General features: G+C 54.4%; 11 protein-coding genes. 7 read left to right on the top strand and 4 right to left on the bottom strand.

All coding sequences use genetic code 11. From position 1 onward, the window contains the following. Positions 1-59: 59 nt before the first annotated feature. From ACR0AI_RS07135 to ACR0AI_RS07150, 4 genes are all read right to left on the bottom strand, one after another. Positions 60-905, bottom strand: a complete 846-nt coding sequence (locus ACR0AI_RS07135; RefSeq protein ID WP_480672755.1) for an enoyl-CoA hydratase/isomerase family protein — start codon at positions 903-905, stop codon at positions 60-62. Between the two features lie 92 nt (positions 906-997). After that, positions 998-1,786 (bottom strand): SDR family NAD(P)-dependent oxidoreductase, encoded by a 789-nt coding sequence (locus ACR0AI_RS07140; RefSeq protein WP_480672757.1) that lies wholly within the window; start codon positions 1,784-1,786, stop codon positions 998-1,000. 12 nt (positions 1,787-1,798) lie between these two features. Beyond that, positions 1,799-2,764 carry an LLM class oxidoreductase gene (locus ACR0AI_RS07145; protein ID WP_480672759.1) on the bottom strand — a complete coding sequence of 322 codons (966 nt, stop codon included), beginning with the start codon at positions 2,762-2,764 and terminating at the stop codon, positions 1,799-1,801. 13 nt (positions 2,765-2,777) lie between these two features. After that, positions 2,778-3,554 (bottom strand): CmcJ/NvfI family oxidoreductase, encoded by a 777-nt coding sequence (locus ACR0AI_RS07150; RefSeq protein ID WP_480672761.1) that lies wholly within the window; start codon positions 3,552-3,554, stop codon positions 2,778-2,780. Between the two features lie 107 nt (positions 3,555-3,661). On the opposite strand from ACR0AI_RS07150, the gene ACR0AI_RS07155 reads away from it, so the two are divergent. From ACR0AI_RS07155 to ACR0AI_RS07185, 7 genes are all read left to right on the top strand, one after another. Continuing rightward, positions 3,662-4,573, top strand: a complete 912-nt coding sequence (locus ACR0AI_RS07155) for a LysR family transcriptional regulator (protein ID WP_480672763.1) — start codon at positions 3,662-3,664, stop codon at positions 4,571-4,573. A gap of 950 nt (positions 4,574-5,523) precedes the next feature. Next, positions 5,524-10,668, top strand: a complete 5,145-nt coding sequence (locus ACR0AI_RS07160; protein ID WP_480672765.1) for a RecQ family ATP-dependent DNA helicase — start codon at positions 5,524-5,526, stop codon at positions 10,666-10,668. Between the two features lie 966 nt (positions 10,669-11,634). Continuing rightward, positions 11,635-12,981 (top strand): substrate-binding protein, encoded by a 1,347-nt coding sequence (locus ACR0AI_RS07165; RefSeq protein WP_170659324.1) that lies wholly within the window; start codon positions 11,635-11,637, stop codon positions 12,979-12,981. Between the two features lie 106 nt (positions 12,982-13,087). Further along, the gene (locus ACR0AI_RS07170) at positions 13,088-14,119 is read left to right on the top strand and encodes a branched-chain amino acid ABC transporter permease (RefSeq protein WP_170764849.1); all 1,032 of its coding nucleotides are present in this window, start codon (positions 13,088-13,090) and stop codon (positions 14,117-14,119) included. 3 nt (positions 14,120-14,122) lie between these two features. Beyond that, entirely contained in the window at positions 14,123-15,328 is a 1,206-nt protein-coding gene (locus ACR0AI_RS07175; protein ID WP_480672767.1) for a branched-chain amino acid ABC transporter permease, read from the top strand. 10 nt (positions 15,329-15,338) lie between these two features. After that, a complete protein-coding gene (locus ACR0AI_RS07180; protein WP_480672769.1) occupies positions 15,339-16,094 on the top strand; it encodes an ABC transporter ATP-binding protein in 756 nt (251 codons plus the stop codon). Positions 16,095-16,103: 9 nt separating this feature from the next. Then, positions 16,104-16,859, top strand: a complete 756-nt coding sequence (locus ACR0AI_RS07185) for an ABC transporter ATP-binding protein (RefSeq protein WP_425084939.1) — start codon at positions 16,104-16,106, stop codon at positions 16,857-16,859. Positions 16,860-17,355: the final 496 nt, after the last annotated feature.

A 17,355-nucleotide genomic window follows, 5' to 3' on the forward strand; every position in this document is an offset into this window, starting at 1 on the left:
AGTGTCAGGCCCACGTTGCAATAACGCATGCCTGACGAGTTCATTGTGTTGAGGTGTGATCACTTGATGTCCTGCACCTGCATCACCAGATCGCCCCATTTGCGCTGGTTCTCGATGTCGTGTTCCAAACCTTGTTCATCCGCGATCGTAAAACGTTTGACTGCCGGAGTTTTGCTGGTGGCCTGATACAGCCAATAGGCTTCGGCCTTAAGCGCCTCATCGATGGGCTTGTCGATGGATTCATAGACCATCTGCTTGCAGGCATTGATCGACTCTGCGGGGAATTGCGCGATGCGTTCGGCCAGAGCGGATACATACGGGCCGATCTCATTGGGCTCCAAAGCCTTGTTAATTGTGCCCAGACGTTCGGCATCATCCGCGTCGTAGTCTTGCGCGCTCAGGATGATCTCAAGCGCTTTGCCAAGACCGGTTTGACGGGCCATACGCGAGGCGCCACCTCCGCAGGGCAGGATGCCCATTCCGACCTCCATCTGCATGAACTTGTACTTTCCCCGCGCGGCAAAGCGCATATCCAAGGCCAAGGCCAGTTCGTGCCCGCCACCACGCGCAAAGCCTTCCAGCTTTGCAATGGTGGCCTGTGGCACCTTGCTGATCCGTTCGCAAACTGATTGCAGGTCCAAAAGCTGAGCGTCCTCGCGGGACACGGCTTCGGTCGACATGTCCTTGAGTAACTCGGTATCGTAGTGACAAACCCAGATTTCCGGATTGGCAGATTGAAAGATCACGACCTTGGTGTCGCGGTCTCGCTCGAGCCGCATGGCCAGACTATTGAGGTCGGCCAGCATTTCCTGGCCCTGCACGTTCACGGAGCCAAAGTTGAAGGTGACCGTGGCGATGCCGTTTTTGACGGCTACGTCAAAGGTTTGGAAGTTCTCATACTTCATCAGGCAGTCCTTTCTTGGGCCTCGACGCGGTATGCGTGAGGGGTAGAGACGAGTTGAAGGTGGAAGTGCGCGGCGCTTTCGCGCCGGGATGGTCAGCCCGTCTGGCTGAGCAAGTCTTTGATGGTGCTCATGACGTCGGCAGCGTGGTTTTCGTCGAGCGCTGCGGCATGGGGATCAGCGAAAGCCCCACTGTCATTGTCGAAATAGGCTCCTGCGGCATTCGCAAACCGCACACCCAAGGCTGCGTCAATCAAGATATCAGCTCCAATATTCATATCGTTCCCTGCGAGGCCAAAGCCCTCTTTCACCATTTTTGATGCCAAAAGGGATCCGGGATTTACGGCGACCATCACTGGTGCATTCGACAGCGATTTGGCCCATTCGCGGGTCCAGATGGTGATCGCTAACTTACTTTGGGCATAGGCTTCCATGTCAGCCATTGGCACATTGCCCTGCATGGCCTTGAGGTTTACCGGGGCCTGTGCCGCCGATGACAGATTCACGACCCGCCCGTCAGCAGGAATGATCGGCAAAAGCAATTCGGTCAGCAGATATGGTGCAAGGGTGTTGACGACAAAGCGGATGTCCTGACCATTTTCCAGCACGGATTGCGGGGCTTTCAGCACACCTGCGTTGTTGATCAACACATCCAGTTTGTCATGCTTGGCCCGAACGTTTTCGGCCAGTTTTCGAACCGCGGACAGATCGCTGAGATCAGCGGCATAGGTTTCAACATCGCCTCCGACGGCGGCAGCCGCGCTCTCCAATTTGGATGCACTGCGTCCATGGAGGAGCACTTTGTGCCCATCGGCAGCCAGCTTCTTCGCTGTCAGCAGGCCAATGCCGTCGGTTGAACCTGTAATGAGAATAGTCTTGGTCATCGGTCTGATCCTTCAGGAAAAGTCAGGCAGCACAGTATCCGCCAGATGTTTGAGGGTTGTATCGATGGGCGCGTGATTGAACCTTAGGTTCAGCGCGACGTGATTGACGCCAAGCGTTTCAATCTCGCGCAGATAGCTGCGTAGGAAATCAGTTCCCGACTGAAATCCAAGATGGATCGGGCGCGGAGATGCGGCAGCGTCGGCAACAACATCGACATAGAGCGATTGCATAACAGGCTTATCCGGTTGACCCGCCGCCTTCACACGTCTTCGGTAATCCGCGATGACTTGACCCTGAGCCGCCGCATTGCGCGGATATGTCATCCAGCCATCTCCGTTCTGAGCGACCCAATCAGGTGATTGTTGGCTGCCACCGGTAATGAGCATCGGCAGGCGCTTCCCGTGCGGTTTTGGCAATAGATCAATCCCGCCATGCAGTTTGCCCTGTGCATTTTGATGCGTCGGGTAAGCCGATCCAACGGCGCGGATGTACTCAACGCTATCGCGGAAACGTGCCCCGCGATCTTCAAAGCTCTGGTTCATCGCCGGGTACTCCTCGGGCCGGTCGCCGGAGGCGACACCCAAAAGCAACCGCCCGGCAGAGAGCACATCTGCCGTCGCTGCTGCCTTGGCGACATGAGCGGGGTGACGCAATGGCAGGATCACGCTCGACGTTCCAAGCGCAATCCGATCCGTCGCCGTTGCCAACGCTCCCAGATAGACAAATGGATCGAAAACCTGCCCGGGGTCGCCAAAGCTTGGAACATTGAAGGGGACGTCCCGCAGCCAAAGTGCTGGGAACCCAAGCTCCTCGGCTTTCTGCGCCGCTTCCAAGTGCCCTCGTAGCGTCGGTTCTGCGCCGACGGCATAGGCTTCGAGAGGCAATACAAGGCCGACGCTCAGTCGTCCGGGACGGAATACCTGGTTGTAGGCCAAATTGATTTGCTCAAACCCAGCCGGCTGCGTTTCATCCAACATGTCTGGCCCTCCTTCAATAGCGCACCAAAGTGCGGCTTTCGATGCTTTTGCGAATGGTAGTGATGTTTGGATCCTCGACCATATCGAGTGCGCTATGAGCAATCGAAGCCAGGCCTTGATTGTCATATATGTTGAAGACCGCGACCTCATCCGGTGTCATTTTGGATTGATAGATCCACTCATGTTTGGGGTTTCCCGCCAGCCCCATGATTTGCCCCACGCGGTCAGGATAGATCAGGTCCACTAGAATCCAGTCAGACGGGTCGACAGACGATGGCCGTACAAAGCCCAGAGGTGCCGAATTGATCCGATGATCCAAAGGGCGCCACACGTTGACAAAAGCGTAGTGACCTTGCGCCCACTCTGCTGCGGTCTCGGCGCCCAGCAAGTCGACAAGCCGCTGTTCGGCTCCGTCCTTGCTGTAGTCGCTATGAACATTGCGCACCGGTTTACGCGTTGCTTCAGGGTCATCCACTCGAAGTGTGTGATCAAAAACTACAACCTCTCTGGCGCCCAGCTTGTCCTTCAGCATAGCCTTGAGTTCGGCATCGTAAATTGGTTTCCAGCTGTCGCCTGCAAAGTCTCGGACCTGCGTTTCAAGTGGCATGATTTCAACGGCATCACACGCAAAAGAAACCGACGGGGTCGTTGCGCGGTTGTCTGATAGCACAACGGATGTCGCGACCAGTTCAGGGGAAATCAGGTTGCCAGCGACCCCGCCAGCATCAAGCTCAAAAGCTTGCCGGTAGGATTTGTGAACATGGTAGTTGACCGTGGCCGTCCGTGTCATTTGCGCCTCCTGCCTAAGCTGTGCTGCCTCTGTGAAAGGGATTTAACCTTGATTAAATTGAAGATAAACTGCCCATTCATGTATTTATAATTCGGAAAATGAATATAATGGGCTTAGACACAGACGCGCTTCGATTGTTTATAAGGGCAGCAGACATGCTGAACATCAGCGCGGCGGGGCGTGATCTGGGCATGGCCCCAGCGGTCTCCAGCGCAAGGCTTGCCAAGTTGGAGCAGAACCTCGGTTTCGAGCTTTTGCACCGCACGACACGCAAAGTGTCGTTGTCGGTGGAAGGAGCGGATTTCCTGCCCTTCGCTCGTGAGATCATTGCGCAGGAAGAGGCGGCATTTGCTGCTTTGGGCAAGCAAACGACAACGGTCAAGGGTACATTGCGTTTTGCTGCGCCAAGCAGTTTTGCACAGCTCTACATCGCGCCAATCCTTCCAAAGTTCTTTGAACGGCACCCCGATCTCACACTCGATCTGCGCCTGTCCGATGTACAGTTCGATCTGATCGAAGGAAGCTATGATTTGGCGCTCAGGAATGCGCCACTGGTCGACACCAGCCTGAAGGGCCGCAAACTGGCTGATGACCAGCGTATCCTTTGTGCCGCGCCACACTACCTCGAAACGCATGGCGTTCCCGATACACCAGCCGATTTGACAAACCACCGTTTGATCGCTTTCCAAAACCTCCAACCGCGGTCGCTGACAGGACCGGCAGGCGAAAACGCTGTTTTCGATCCTACCTCAGCCAAAGGCCAATTGATTATCGATGACGGTCAAAGCCAGGTCCGCGCCACACTAGCAGGAGCAGGTATTTCTTTGAATGCTCGATGGAGCGTGCATGATCAACTGAAGTCAGGCCGTTTGGTTCGGGTTCTTCCAAACTTTGAGGCCAGTGAAGACAATGTCTTGTGGCTGATCTACCCCAAGTCCAACGTATTGTCCCCCAAAGTGCGGGTGTTCATGGACTTTCTAGTTGCAGAGATAGGCGCAAAGCCTCCTTGGGAAACGTGAATGCTATAGGACAATGCGCGTTTTCAGACATCGTGACACTGAGGTCGGGAACAGACGCCAAGCGGACATGCCTTGTCCGATCGCAAATGTCTGGATTGTCCTGCGATATCGTTTTTCAACTTAAGCCCGACGTATGACCTGTTCGTGCCACCGAACGAAGTGGCCGAAAAGAGTAAGCTACGCTAGCTGAAACTACCCGGCAAGACGAACGACTGCTATGGACCGGAGCATTCAAAGCTAGTGTTTCCTTACGTCGGCAATACTTCCCGCTTTCACCTTAGCTTTCCATTCCTCAGACTTGGCTTGGCTTCCAAGTTCACAATCAATTAGTGAAAATGCTTCTTTATCGGTATTTTGAGTGAACAAGACGTACACTGAAAACTCTTCGGACAATCCTCTGAGGATGAATTCATCATCTTATGCCAAATGCGCTTCGCTGACAGTTTCGACGACGCCTTCTACGACGGTCAAGTGATAGAGCACTATCATATCTGAAAAGCGGCTACGCCGTGTTTAGACCATCACATCCTGCGCAAGCAAAAAGTTGTTTTTAAACAGAACGGGCGGAAACTGGAAGTTCGCTGCGTTCGAAAAAGACCGACGAACCATGGTACTAGCGAACTTTGATCAACGGGCCTGTCTGGAACCTACCAGTTCCAGCCTCGCAACAAGGTGCCGAGCGATGTTGTCGACCGGCAGTTGGTTCCACATGGGAAGATCTGGAAGCCCGAAGAAAAATGAAACTGGCCGCACCCAGCAAATCTGGCATGGCATCGAGAGAACACTTTTTGGTCAAATGGCTGCCGCAGGTTCCGCTCCATGGGAATAAATATTAACCTGCGAATATGAAAAGCTTAATTTCCCGTGGCATATCAAAGGCCCTTGGCCGTGGCAGACGAGAGCCGCTTGAAAAGCCTGAGTCTAATCCGCCAGGAATTAAGAGTACTCCAATGTCGCGGGAACAATCCGAAATTTTGTCGCGCTGTCTGTCGATTGATTTGGAGATCGATCCCAAGGAAGCCAAGTTGTTCGCCTTTGCAGCCGTGCCAGACGGCGATGGAGAGGGGATAATTCATCGGAAAGGTGACCCAAAGGCAGCGCTTGAAAAGCTCGATCTGTTTTGCGCCGGTTTCGCACATGTCATTGGGCACAATATTCTTCGTCATGACCTGCCACATCTCATGGCGGTCTCGCCGCGCTTCGCAAAACTCGCGGACGGACCGATTGACACGCTGTGGCTCAACCCTTTGGCGTTCCCACGCAATCCCTATCATCGTCTGGTCAAGCACTACCGCGATGGGCGACTTCAAAGTGGTCACGTCAACGATCCCGAGCTCGACGCGCGTCTTGTGTTCGAGGTGCTTCGCAACCAGATCAACGCCTTCGTATCGCTGAACACATTGTCGCCAGAAACGATGATGGCCTATCACTGGCTGTGCTGCCGAGGTCCCAGTAGCGTCGGATTTGATCGGTTATTCAGCGACGTGCGCGGGGCGCCCATCCCGACGGAAGCGGAAGCGCACGAGGCCATTCAGATGCTGCTAAAAGACGTGGCCTGTGGCGCGCAAGTGGACGTTCTGCTCGAGCGGCTCTCGGACACCGGACTGGGTTGGCCGATGGCATATGCCCTTGCATGGATTTCGGTCGCTGGTGGGGATTCTGTCATGCCCCCTTGGGTGCGGGCGCAATTCCGTGATGCAGCGCGGCTCGTCAAAGACCTGAGAGATACGAATTGTCGTGATCCGCACTGTGCCTATTGCGCAGAGCACAATGATCCCACCCGTGCGCTCGAGCGCTGGTTCGGCTTTCCAAGTTTCCGCCCGGAACCAGTCGACGAGAACGGACGCCCGCTTCAAGAAAAGATTGTGGCAACGGCCATGGAAGGCGAAAATTTGTTGGGCATCCTTCCGACGGGCACGGGTAAATCCATCTGTTATCAGATCCCCGCGCTGTCTCGGTTCGACAAGACCGGGGCCTTGACCGTTGTTATATCGCCGCTTGTGGCGCTTATGGCAGACCAGGTTCAGGGCTTGGTACGGGCCGGAATTTCCTCGGCGGTCACGATTAACGGGTTATTGTCTTTGCCCGAGCGTCAGGATGCGCTCGACAAAGTGCGGCTTGGGGATGCTGCGATCCTTTTGATTTCGCCGGAACAACTGCGCAGCACAACAGTTCGGTCCGCTCTGGCACAGCGCGAGGTGGGGCTGTGGGTGCTGGACGAGGCGCACTGCGTGTCTAAATGGGGGCACGATTTCCGACCCGACTATCGCTATGTTTCGCGGTTTATCAAGGAAAGCTCAGCCGATGAGCCGGCTCCGGTACTTTGCTTGACCGCAACGGCAAAGCCGGACGTCGTGCAGGACATCCGCAGTCATTTCAAAGAGCGGTTGGGGTCCGAACTGGCGTTGATCGATGGTGGCGCGTCGCGTTCAAACCTGAGCTTCCAGGTGCTGCCAACGCAGCGGGCGACCAAGATGACCGATATCCTCGACACGATCGAGGCCCAACTTCCTCGCGAGGGCGTGTCTGGGGCGGTCGTCTATTGTGCGACCCGAAACGCTACAGAGCGCGTGGCGGAGTTCTTAAAACAACAAGGCATCGCCGCTGAACGGTATCACTCGGGCCTTAGCGCCGATGACAAGCGTGAGATTCAAGAGGACTTCCGCGTCGGCAATCTGCGCGTGATCGCGGCCACCAACGCCTTTGGGATGGGCGTCGACAAGCCGGACATCCGTCTGGTGGTACACGGAGACGTGCCGGGGTCACTGGAAAACTACTTGCAGGAGGCGGGTCGCGCCGGACGGGACCGCGAGCCTGCAAACTGCGTCCTGTTGTTCAATACTGAAGACGTTGATCGTCAGTTCAGCCTCAGTGCGCGTTCTCGACTCGCGCGGCACGAAATCGGCGCGATCCTGAAGGCGCTTCGGCGTCTTGATGCTCGGACAGGAAAAGGCGGTGAAATTGTCGCAACACCCGGTGAGATCGTTCATGAGGAGAAAGAACGAGATTTCCAGCGGGACAGCAATACCGACGATACGCGAGTTAAGACGGCCGTCGCCTGGCTGGAAGAAGCGCATCTTCTGAACCGCGAAGAAAACCGGGTGCAGGTGTTCCCCGCCTCGCTCCGAGTAAGAAGCATGAAGGAAGTCCGCGAAATCCTTGCATCCGCTGAGATCACCGAGCGGCGGCGCAAGGATCTGGCCGCAATCGTGCAGCATATCATCGACGCGCCGCAGGAAGAGGGCATCACCACGGACGAGCTCTGCGGCGTCAGCGGGCTTACGATGTCGAGCCTGCGTAAAGCCTTGGCGGATCTCGAGGCCCTGGGGATCGCAAAGGACGATACAAACATCACCATCTTCGTGCATGCAGGTGTCGAGAATGCCTCGTCGAAGCGGTTTCAAGCGGCATCCCGGTTGGAAGCTGACCTGATTGCAGTCCTTAGGGAGCAAGCGCCAGACGCGGACATCAATGAGGCTGTGCCCTGCCATCTGGCCTCAGTGGCGCAGGCCTTGCGGGAGGGGGGACACGCCTCCGTGCGGCCCGATATAGTCGAGGGGTTGCTCCGTGGGATGGCGCAGGATGGCCGCGACATCGACGGCGGAAAAGGCAACATTGGCCTGCGCAAGGTGTCCAAAGGCAGTGTCATGATGCGAATCCAAAGATCATGGGGGGTAATCGAACAGACCGCTCAACTTCGCAGGCAGGCAGCAGAGCGTTTGGTTTCACACTTGATAAACAAGGTTCAGGCAGGTCTGCGTCGGAAAGATGTTCCTGTTGAGACCACGCTTGGCGACCTACTTGCAGCAATCAACAGCGATGCGCTGTTGCGAGCATCTGTCAATGATCCAGCAAAACTGATGGACCGTGCGCTTCTGTGGTTGCACGAACAGCAGGTGGTGACACTGGGCAAGGGTTTGTCCGTGTTCCGCTCGGCCATGACGTTGCACATCAATCGGAAAGGCGGCGCATTTACCACTCAGCATTTCGCGCCGCTCGAAGACCACTACACCGAACAGACCGTCCAGACCCACGTGATGGCGGCCTATGCGAGCAAGGGCATCAACGATATCGATCAGGCCCAGCGGCTCGCGCATGACTATTTCGCAATGGAGCAGTCCGACTTCATGAAAGCTTGGATGCCGGGGAAAATTTCGGAGTTCAGACGGCAGGCAACGCCTCAGTCTTACGCTGAGATCGTCGACAATCTGGGGAATTCGACACAAGAACAGATCGTTCGTGACAACCGCGAACAGACCAATGTGCTGGTGCTCGCGGGGCCGGGATCGGGCAAGACACGCGTATTGGTCCATCGCGTTGCCTATCTGGTCAGGATTAAACGCGAAGATCCAAACGGAATACTGGTGCTCGCTTACAATCGCCACGCGGCCGCCGAGATCCGGGAACGCTTGCGTCTACTAATCGGCGAAGATGCTCGCTTCGTCACGGTCTTGACCATCCATGCCTTAGCCATGAGGTTGATTGGCGCGAGTTTCGCCGGACGGGTGGCGGCCGATGAACCTGATTTCCAGACGCTTCTGATCGATGCGGCACGTCTCTTGCGTGGCGACGGGCTTGACAAAATCGAGGCCGAAGCCTTGCGAGAGACCTTGATCCAAGGGTTCCGATGGATTCTCGTGGACGAATATCAGGACGTGGGACCCGAAGAATACGCCTTGATCGCAGCGGTGGCCGGTCGCAGTATCGACGACCCCGATCAAAGGATCAGCTTGTTCGCGGTCGGCGATGACGACCAGAATATCTACGCGTTTGCCGGCGCATCGGTGCGCCACATCCGGCAATTCGAACAGGATTATTCAGCCAAGCCGGTCTTTCTGACCGACAATTACCGCTCGTCGAAAAACGTCATCAGCGCAGCGAACGCCGTGATCGAAGGATCCCGGGAACGTATGAAAACAGGGCATGGGATTACTGTCGACAAATCGCGGCAAAAGGACCCCACCGGGGGTATCATGGAAAGCCTCGACCCGGTTGCGCAGGGGCGGGTCCAAATCCTAGGCTGCCCAGCCGGAAATGACGCTCAGGCCCTTGCGGCGGTCAACGAGATGATCCGCCTGTCAAAACTGATCCCGGATTGGAGCTGGAAGGGCGCGGCAATCATTTCTCGCGATTGGCGCAAGCTTCTGCCAGTACGCGACTTTGCCGAGGCGCATGGAATTCCAGTCGAAATGGCGAACGAAAACTTGCCAAGTGTTTGGCGCACCCGTGAGATGCGGAGGTTCATCGACGGTCTGCGCGAGAGGCACGCAGCCTTGTTTAGCTTGAGCGACCTTACCGAAACCCTGAATACGATACCCTCAAGCCGTTGGACTGACCGGATTGGCGAGGGACTTGGCCAACTTGCGCGTGAAGTTGATGGTAAAGCAATCTCGAGTCCTGATGTGATCGAATGGTTTGCTGAATGGTCGAAGGATTCATGGGGCGAGCAGCGCGGCCTCAAATTGTTGACGGCGCACAGCGCGAAAGGTCTCGAATTTGACGATGTCGTGATCCTTGATGGCGGTTGGGAACGGCCCTCGCGAAACGAAGATCAAGACGCCCCGAGGCGTTTGTTCTATGTCGCCATGACACGTGCGCGGCGCAATTTGATCGTCATGAGTAACGACAATCACGAATACCTTCCTACCGAATCGCCTTCCGTCGTCACGCGGCACGTGGTGCCCGACTTGGCGACAGTCCCCGGCCCGCGTCGGTTTTTTCAATCGCCCGAAATGAGGATGGTCGACCTGTCATTTGCAGGCCGCCAAGGTGATCGGCACATTGTTCACCAGGCGATCTCTGAAGCGCAGGTCGGCGCGCCAATCAGGCTCTCCAGTGTCGGAGATCGGTGGCAGGTCGAGGATCTTCAAGGGCGGCCCCTCGGGCGGATGGCAAAGGCATTCGCGCCCCCGATGGGCACGAAATTTGTCACCGGCGAGATCGCGGCCATTATATACCGGCGCAAGGAAGATGCTGATGAGCGTTTTCGTCACCTGATGAAACGGGCCAGTTGGGAAGTCGTTGTGCCTGAACTTATCTTCGAAGAGGTCAAGGGGGCTGAAAGGGTTTTCGGGAAGCGTCAGAACGGCAAGTAAGTCGGTCAAGACGTCGTTCGCTGCAATCGCAATTGATGTCCACTAAGGGCCGGTTCCGAATTTTCTATCATCAATAGTACAAAGCTCCATCCAATGCCGCTGTGCAGTGTATCAGAGCGGTGTCGAAAACAGGAACTGCGACGTTGCGTTGGTTGAATAACATACCAACCTCGATGCATCCAAGAACCAGCGAGTCCGCTTCTGCGTCCACTATGCATGAGGCGATCTCGATGTAGCTCACGCGGGCTATGCACCTCTATTGCTAAGCCCGAGACCAACCAACCAAGCACCGACTTAAAGTTCGCGAAAACGGCCGCACATTCAACCATGGCTGAATTTCGGGTTGGTTGCGGTCTCGGCTATCTGAATTGGTCGAAGCGAAAAGGGCTGTTTAGAGTTTAGCCGTCTTTTTCTATAAAACCGACCCACTGAAATCCAATGCGTCAAAACTAGTGACTGCCGCAAATGCATAGTGTTTTCAATTGAAAGAAAGCTATTTAATCCAAAGCGAATTATGTCCGCAAAACGAACTTTGTCCGCAAAGCGAATACTCATGCCGATTGCAGTGAATGACCGCTACGAGCGCAAACCGGACATCTCGGTTAGCAGGCTCTGGTGAGTGAATTAGAACGCCTTGTGCCGAATTTGAACACCGAAGACTGCCTCGAACTTGCGAACTACCTTTAGCTACTGCCCGCCAAAGTGGGCGAAAATATTGACGGCGGAGAAGCAAAAGAACTTATTTTCATCTAACCGGCGGAAATATAGTTCGATAACTTATCGAAAATTTAATTTTTTTACAAAAAAAAATCAAATATGCAAATAAGTTGACACAATATTATTTCAATTTCAGTAATTTGTTGTGAAATTTTCCTTCGGCTTTCCATTATTGATTTGCACATAAGTGCGCTTTCGTCTGCTGGAAGAGGAGCCAAACGACGAAAGAAAGGGAAATGGGAGGAATTAATGACCAATAAATCTGTCACACGCCGCGGCGTGTTGAAGTCTGGTGCCGTCGCAGGTACCGGTCTGGCCCTGCCTACGATCTTTACGGCTTCGTCGGCTGCTGCTTACACCAACGAACCTACTGGAGGTTCCGTAACCCTGGGTTTCAACGTTCCCCAGACCGGTCCGTATGCTGAAGAGGGTAATGACGAGCTACTGGCGCAACAGTTGGCCGTCGAACATCTCAATGGTGAGGGAGATGGCGGTTGCTTGAATACATTCACCTCGAAGGCGCTGAAAGGTAACGGTATCCTTGGCAAGAAGGTCGAATTCGTCACAGGCGACACGCAGACTAAATCAGACGCTGCACGTGCATCGGCGAAGTCGATGATCGAAAAAGACGGTGCCATCATGATCAACGGCGGCTCGTCATCGGGCGTAGCCGTTGCTGTGCAGGGCCTCTGTCAAGAAGCAGGCGTGATCTTTATGGCAGGCCTGACCCACGCCAACGACACGACTGGCAAAGACAAGAAGGCCAATGGTTTCCGTCATTTCTTCAACGCATACATGTCAGGAGCTGCGCTCGCGCCGGTGTTGGCCGCCGAGATGGGTAAAGAGCGCCGTGCCTATCACTTGACGGCTGACTACAACTGGGGTTGGACCCAGGAGGAGTCGATTGTTGCTTCGACCGAAGCCTTGGGATGGGAAACTGTCAACACTGTCAAGACACCGCTCGCCTCGACGGACTTCTCGTCCTACATCACCCCCGTATTGAACTCGGGTGCTGATGTTCTGGTTCTGAACCACTACGGCGGCAACATGGTGAACTCGCTCACCAATGCGATTCAGTTCGGCTTGCTCGACAAAGTTGCCAACGGAAAGGACTTCAAGATCGTCGTTCCGCTATATTCGGAACTGATGGCCGCTGGTGCGGGCGAGAACATCAAGGGCGTGCTGGGTTCCATGAACTGGAACTGGCAGCTGCAAGATGAGGGCACCAAGGCCTTTGTGAAGTCCTTTGGTGAGAAGTACGGCAAACCGCCGTCCAACTCTGCACAGACCTGCTATGCACAAGTTCTGCTTTACGCGGATGCCTGTGAGCGTGCTGGTACATTCAACCCATGCGGTGTTGTTGAAGCTCTGGAAGACTTCGAGTTCGACGGTCTGGGCAACGGCCCGACCTGGTATCGCGGCGCCGACCACCAGTGCTTCAAAGACGTGTTGGTTGTGCGTGGCAACGAAAACCCGACCAACGCCTATGACACTCTGGAAATCGTCGAGATCACGCCACGTGCGCAGGTCGAATACGACCCAGAGCATCCAATGTTCTCGGGTGGCTCACTGGGTGAGTGTAATCCAGGCGCGTAATTCCGCGTGTCTGAGTCTGGCCGCCACAGCGGTGGCCAGACATCTGCAACAGGGTTGATCCTGTTACACCACTCTATTCACACTGACCAATCCTGAGGTGGGGCCAATGGACGCCATCCTATTGCAAATTTTGAACGGTCTGGACAAAGGGTCGGCCTATGCGTTGATTGCGCTGGGGCTGACGCTCATTTTTGGTACGCTGGGCGTCGTGAACTTCGCCCATGGCGCACTGTTCATGATCGGTGCGTTCTGTGCCGTTACTCTGCAAAAGCTCATGAACCTGAGCTTTGTGACCATCGACGAGAGTCAGACCGACTTCCTAGGTAACCCGCTGAAGGTTGAAACACCCTACGTCGAGGCTTGGTTCGGCCCAGAGACCGGTGCGACGATCATCGATTGGTCTGTTCCACTGGCTGTCCTGTTCGCGATCCCGATCATGTTAGCAGTGGGCTACGTGATGGAACGCGGGTTAATCAAGCACTTCTACAAGCGTCCTCACGCTGACCAGATCCTTGTAACGTTTGGTCTGGCGATCGTGTTGCAGGAAATCGTGAAGTATTTCTTCGGCGCCAATCCAATCCAAACTCCACCGCCTGACGCGTTGAGCGGTTCCATCGATCTTGGCATAATGGTTGGCTTTGACCCTAACGCCATAATCTATCCAATTTGGCGTCTTGTGTACTTCGGATTTGCCGTTGCGATTATCGGTGCTGTTTTCTCATTCCTGCAATTTACTACGTTCGGTATGGTCGTGCGCGCCGGAATGGCGGACCGCGAGACCGTAGGTTTGCTGGGTATCAATATCGACCGGCGCTTTACGATTATGTTCGGTATCGCCGCAGCGGTGGCCGGTTTGGCCGGTGTAATGTACGGGCCCTTAAATCCGCCAAATTATCACATGGGTATGGACTTTCTGGTCCTAAGCTTCGTTGTGGTTGTTGTCGGCGGCATGGGCTCACTGCCCGGAGCCGTGCTGGCTGGCTTTCTTTTGGGCATCCTGGAGAGTTTTGCTTCAACAACCTGGGCCACCACAACTATCCCCGGGATTAACCAAATCATCATCTACCTTGTTGCCATCATTGTGCTTCTGACACGCCCGCGTGGGTTGATGGGACGCAAAGGCGTGATGGAGGAATAATCGATGTTTGGATTGAACAAAAAAGACACCAGCCTTCTGATCATCGTCGGCCTTCTCACTCTGCTGGCCCCGTTCATCCTGAACCCGTTCCCAGAAGGCAGCGCCATGGCGCAATTCAACGCGGGTTATCCGGACTTGATGCAGCGCTTCGTGATCTTTGGCATCTTTGCCATCGGGTTCAACATTCTGTTCGGCCTTACAGGCTACCTGTCATTCGGTCACGCAGCCTTTTTGGGTGTCGGATCGTATTCAGCCGTATGGATGTTCAAGTTGCTGAGCTACAATATCATTCCGGCTATCGCGCTCAGTGTTGTGGTCGCTGGAGTGTTCTCACTGCTGATTGGTTATGTCAGTCTGCGTCGGTCGGGCATCTACTTTTCGATCCTGACTCTGGCTTTTGCGCAAATGAGTTTCGCATTGGCCTACTCTGTCCTGTCGAATCCCAAGTTCAACCTAACCAACGGTGAAACTGGTCTGCAGGTCTACGCAGACGATCCACAAATCTTGCAAGGTGCCAACTCACCGGACCTGCCACATCTATTCGGGCTGCCGATGCGCGCAACCTATACTATGGACGTGGGAGCTTGGAGTTTTGATTTTAACGCGGGATACTATCTGTGTGCGATAGTCATGATGGTGGTATTCTACCTGTCCATCCGCATCTTCCGCTCGCCCTTTGGCATGATGCTTAGGGCTGTCAAATCAAACCAGCAACGGATGAACTATACCGGCCTAAACTCAAAGCCCTACACATTGGCGGCGTTTGTTATCTCTGGCATGTATGCCGGTCTAGCTGGCGGTCTGATGGCCGCAATGGACCCGCTGGCAGGCGCAGAGCGTATGCAGTGGACCGCTTCGGGTGAGGTCGTTTTGATGACGATCCTCGGTGGTACGGGCACTTTGATCGGGCCAGTACTCGGTGCGGGCTTTATCAAATACTTCGAGAATATTTTCTCGAAGATCAACGACAATGTGTTGCACAGTTGGTTTGCATTCCTGCCTGACGGTTTGGAGGACGCGGTCGTATTCGTGATCCATCCGTTCATTGGAAAAGGTTGGCATCTGACGCTTGGCATCCTTTTCATGCTGGTCGTGATCTACCTGCCGGGTGGCCTTGTCGAAGGTGGTCAGCGTTTGCTTAACCGGATGAAGCGCAAGAAATCAAAAGCCGACAATGCAAAGTCAGGCAAGACGGAACCAGCGGAATAAGGGGCAAGCGATGGCAATTCTAAAAGTCAAAGACGTCAGCAAGCGCTTCGGCGGCCTCAAGGCATTGACGGACGTAAACCTAAGTGTAGAGGAAAACTCAGTTCACGCGATCATCGGACCAAATGGTGCTGGGAAGTCGACTTTGCTTAACTGTCTGGTGGGCAAACTTATGCCAGACACAGGATACGTACTGTTCGACAACGCCTCGGTGTTAGGCCTTGAACCCTTCCAGATTAACCAGATGGGTATTAGCCGCGTGTTCCAGACACCGGAGATTTTTGGTGAGCTGACGGTTATGGAAAACATGTTGATCCCGATTTTCGCAATGCGGGACGGTGCATTTCGGATGCATGCATACGAGACCATCGCAAACGAACGCGAGATCGTCGAACAAGCCGAAGCCATGCTGGAAGAGATGAACATGGCGGACAAACGCCAAATGCATGCGGCCTCGCTGTCGCGTGGTGACAAGCGGCGGCTTGAGATTGGTATGTGTCTCAGCCAAAACCCACGGCTTTTGCTGCTGGATGAACCCACGGCGGGGATGGCGAGGGCGGATACAAACAACACAATCGACCTACTTAAACAAATTAAGGATGAGCGCGACATCACAATCGCGATCATCGAGCATGACATGCATGTGGTCTTCAGTCTTGCCGAACGTATCACAGTTCTGGCTCAGGGTACTCCATTGGTTGAAGACACTCCCGAAAACATCCGCGGGAACCCGAAGGTTCGTGAGGCCTATCTGGGCGAGGCTGCGTAAGGAAAAGCTATGAACGAGAAACCTGACTTTTCGAAAAATGCCAATTTAGCCAGCACCGCCCCTGCGTTTCTCTCCGTTTGGGATATGCATTCCTACTATGGAGAAAGCTACATCGTGCAAGGCGTCAGCTTCAATGTGCATGAAGGTGAAATTCTTGCTCTTCTTGGGCGCAATGGTGCGGGTAAAACCTCAACACTTCGTTCGATAGCGAGAGTTGGAGAACCCGAAGTAAGACATGGCGAAATTTGGCTAGATCATAAGCCCTTACACAACATGAGTAGCTACGAAGCCGCGGCGGCAGGCCTAGGTCTTGTACCGGAAGATAGGCGCATTATTCCTGGCCTTACCGTTGAAGAAAACCTACAGCTTGCCCAAATTGCCCCGCCAATCGGATGGTCACTAGAACGGCTTTACGAGCTATTCCCACGTTTGGGAGAACGCAGAAAACAAGAGGGGATTACGCTGTCAGGAGGTGAACAGCAAATGCTGTCAATCGCCAGAGCCTTGGCAAGGGACATCAAGGTCCTGCTCTTGGATGAACCATATGAAGGATTGGCGCCCGTTATCGTAGATGAAATCGAAAAGACTCTCATTCACGTCAAGCAACAGGGTATGACCACGATCATTGTTGAGCAGAACGCCGTACGCGCTTTGGAATTGGCAGACCGTGCGATCATACTAGATACCGGAACGATAGTATTTGATGGTACCGCTAAAGAGGTACTTGAGGACAGCAACCTTCGCGAGGAATACCTTGCGATCTAGTTCGTGTTTTCCACGTTAGTCAGACAAGAAAGTGCATTCTATGAACTTGTCCAAAGCAATAAATTGCTGCGCTAGTAAATCCATTGACTTGCGCGAAAAGAACACGTTGAAGCCGTTGGGTGAGTAGTCCAAGCCATAAGCTGAAGTCTTGAGGACACGTTGTTTTGCTGGATCTGTTTGCTGATTACGTCCGCGTAGCAGACGTTCAGATCACTGCCTACTGCTGTGCGGCAGCAGACGTCTGATTTGCCCGCATTGCCGACATACACTGAATTCCGATGAACGGCCGAATTTAGCGAAGAGCCGTCACTTGATAAACAATACTGGACCGCTCCGTAGCGATCGGATGCTCTGAACCCTTCTCAGAACTCCATGCGTTTCGCGGCGAACGGCTGTATCGAGCTTAAAATGGCAAATACCGCGTAACGGCTTAACTGATCCGAAGCACGCATTGCGGCCCTTGACGTGACAAAAGACGGTTCAAAGCTGCCGCTTA

It is taken from the genome of Ruegeria sp. BG3, assembly GCF_056538485.1.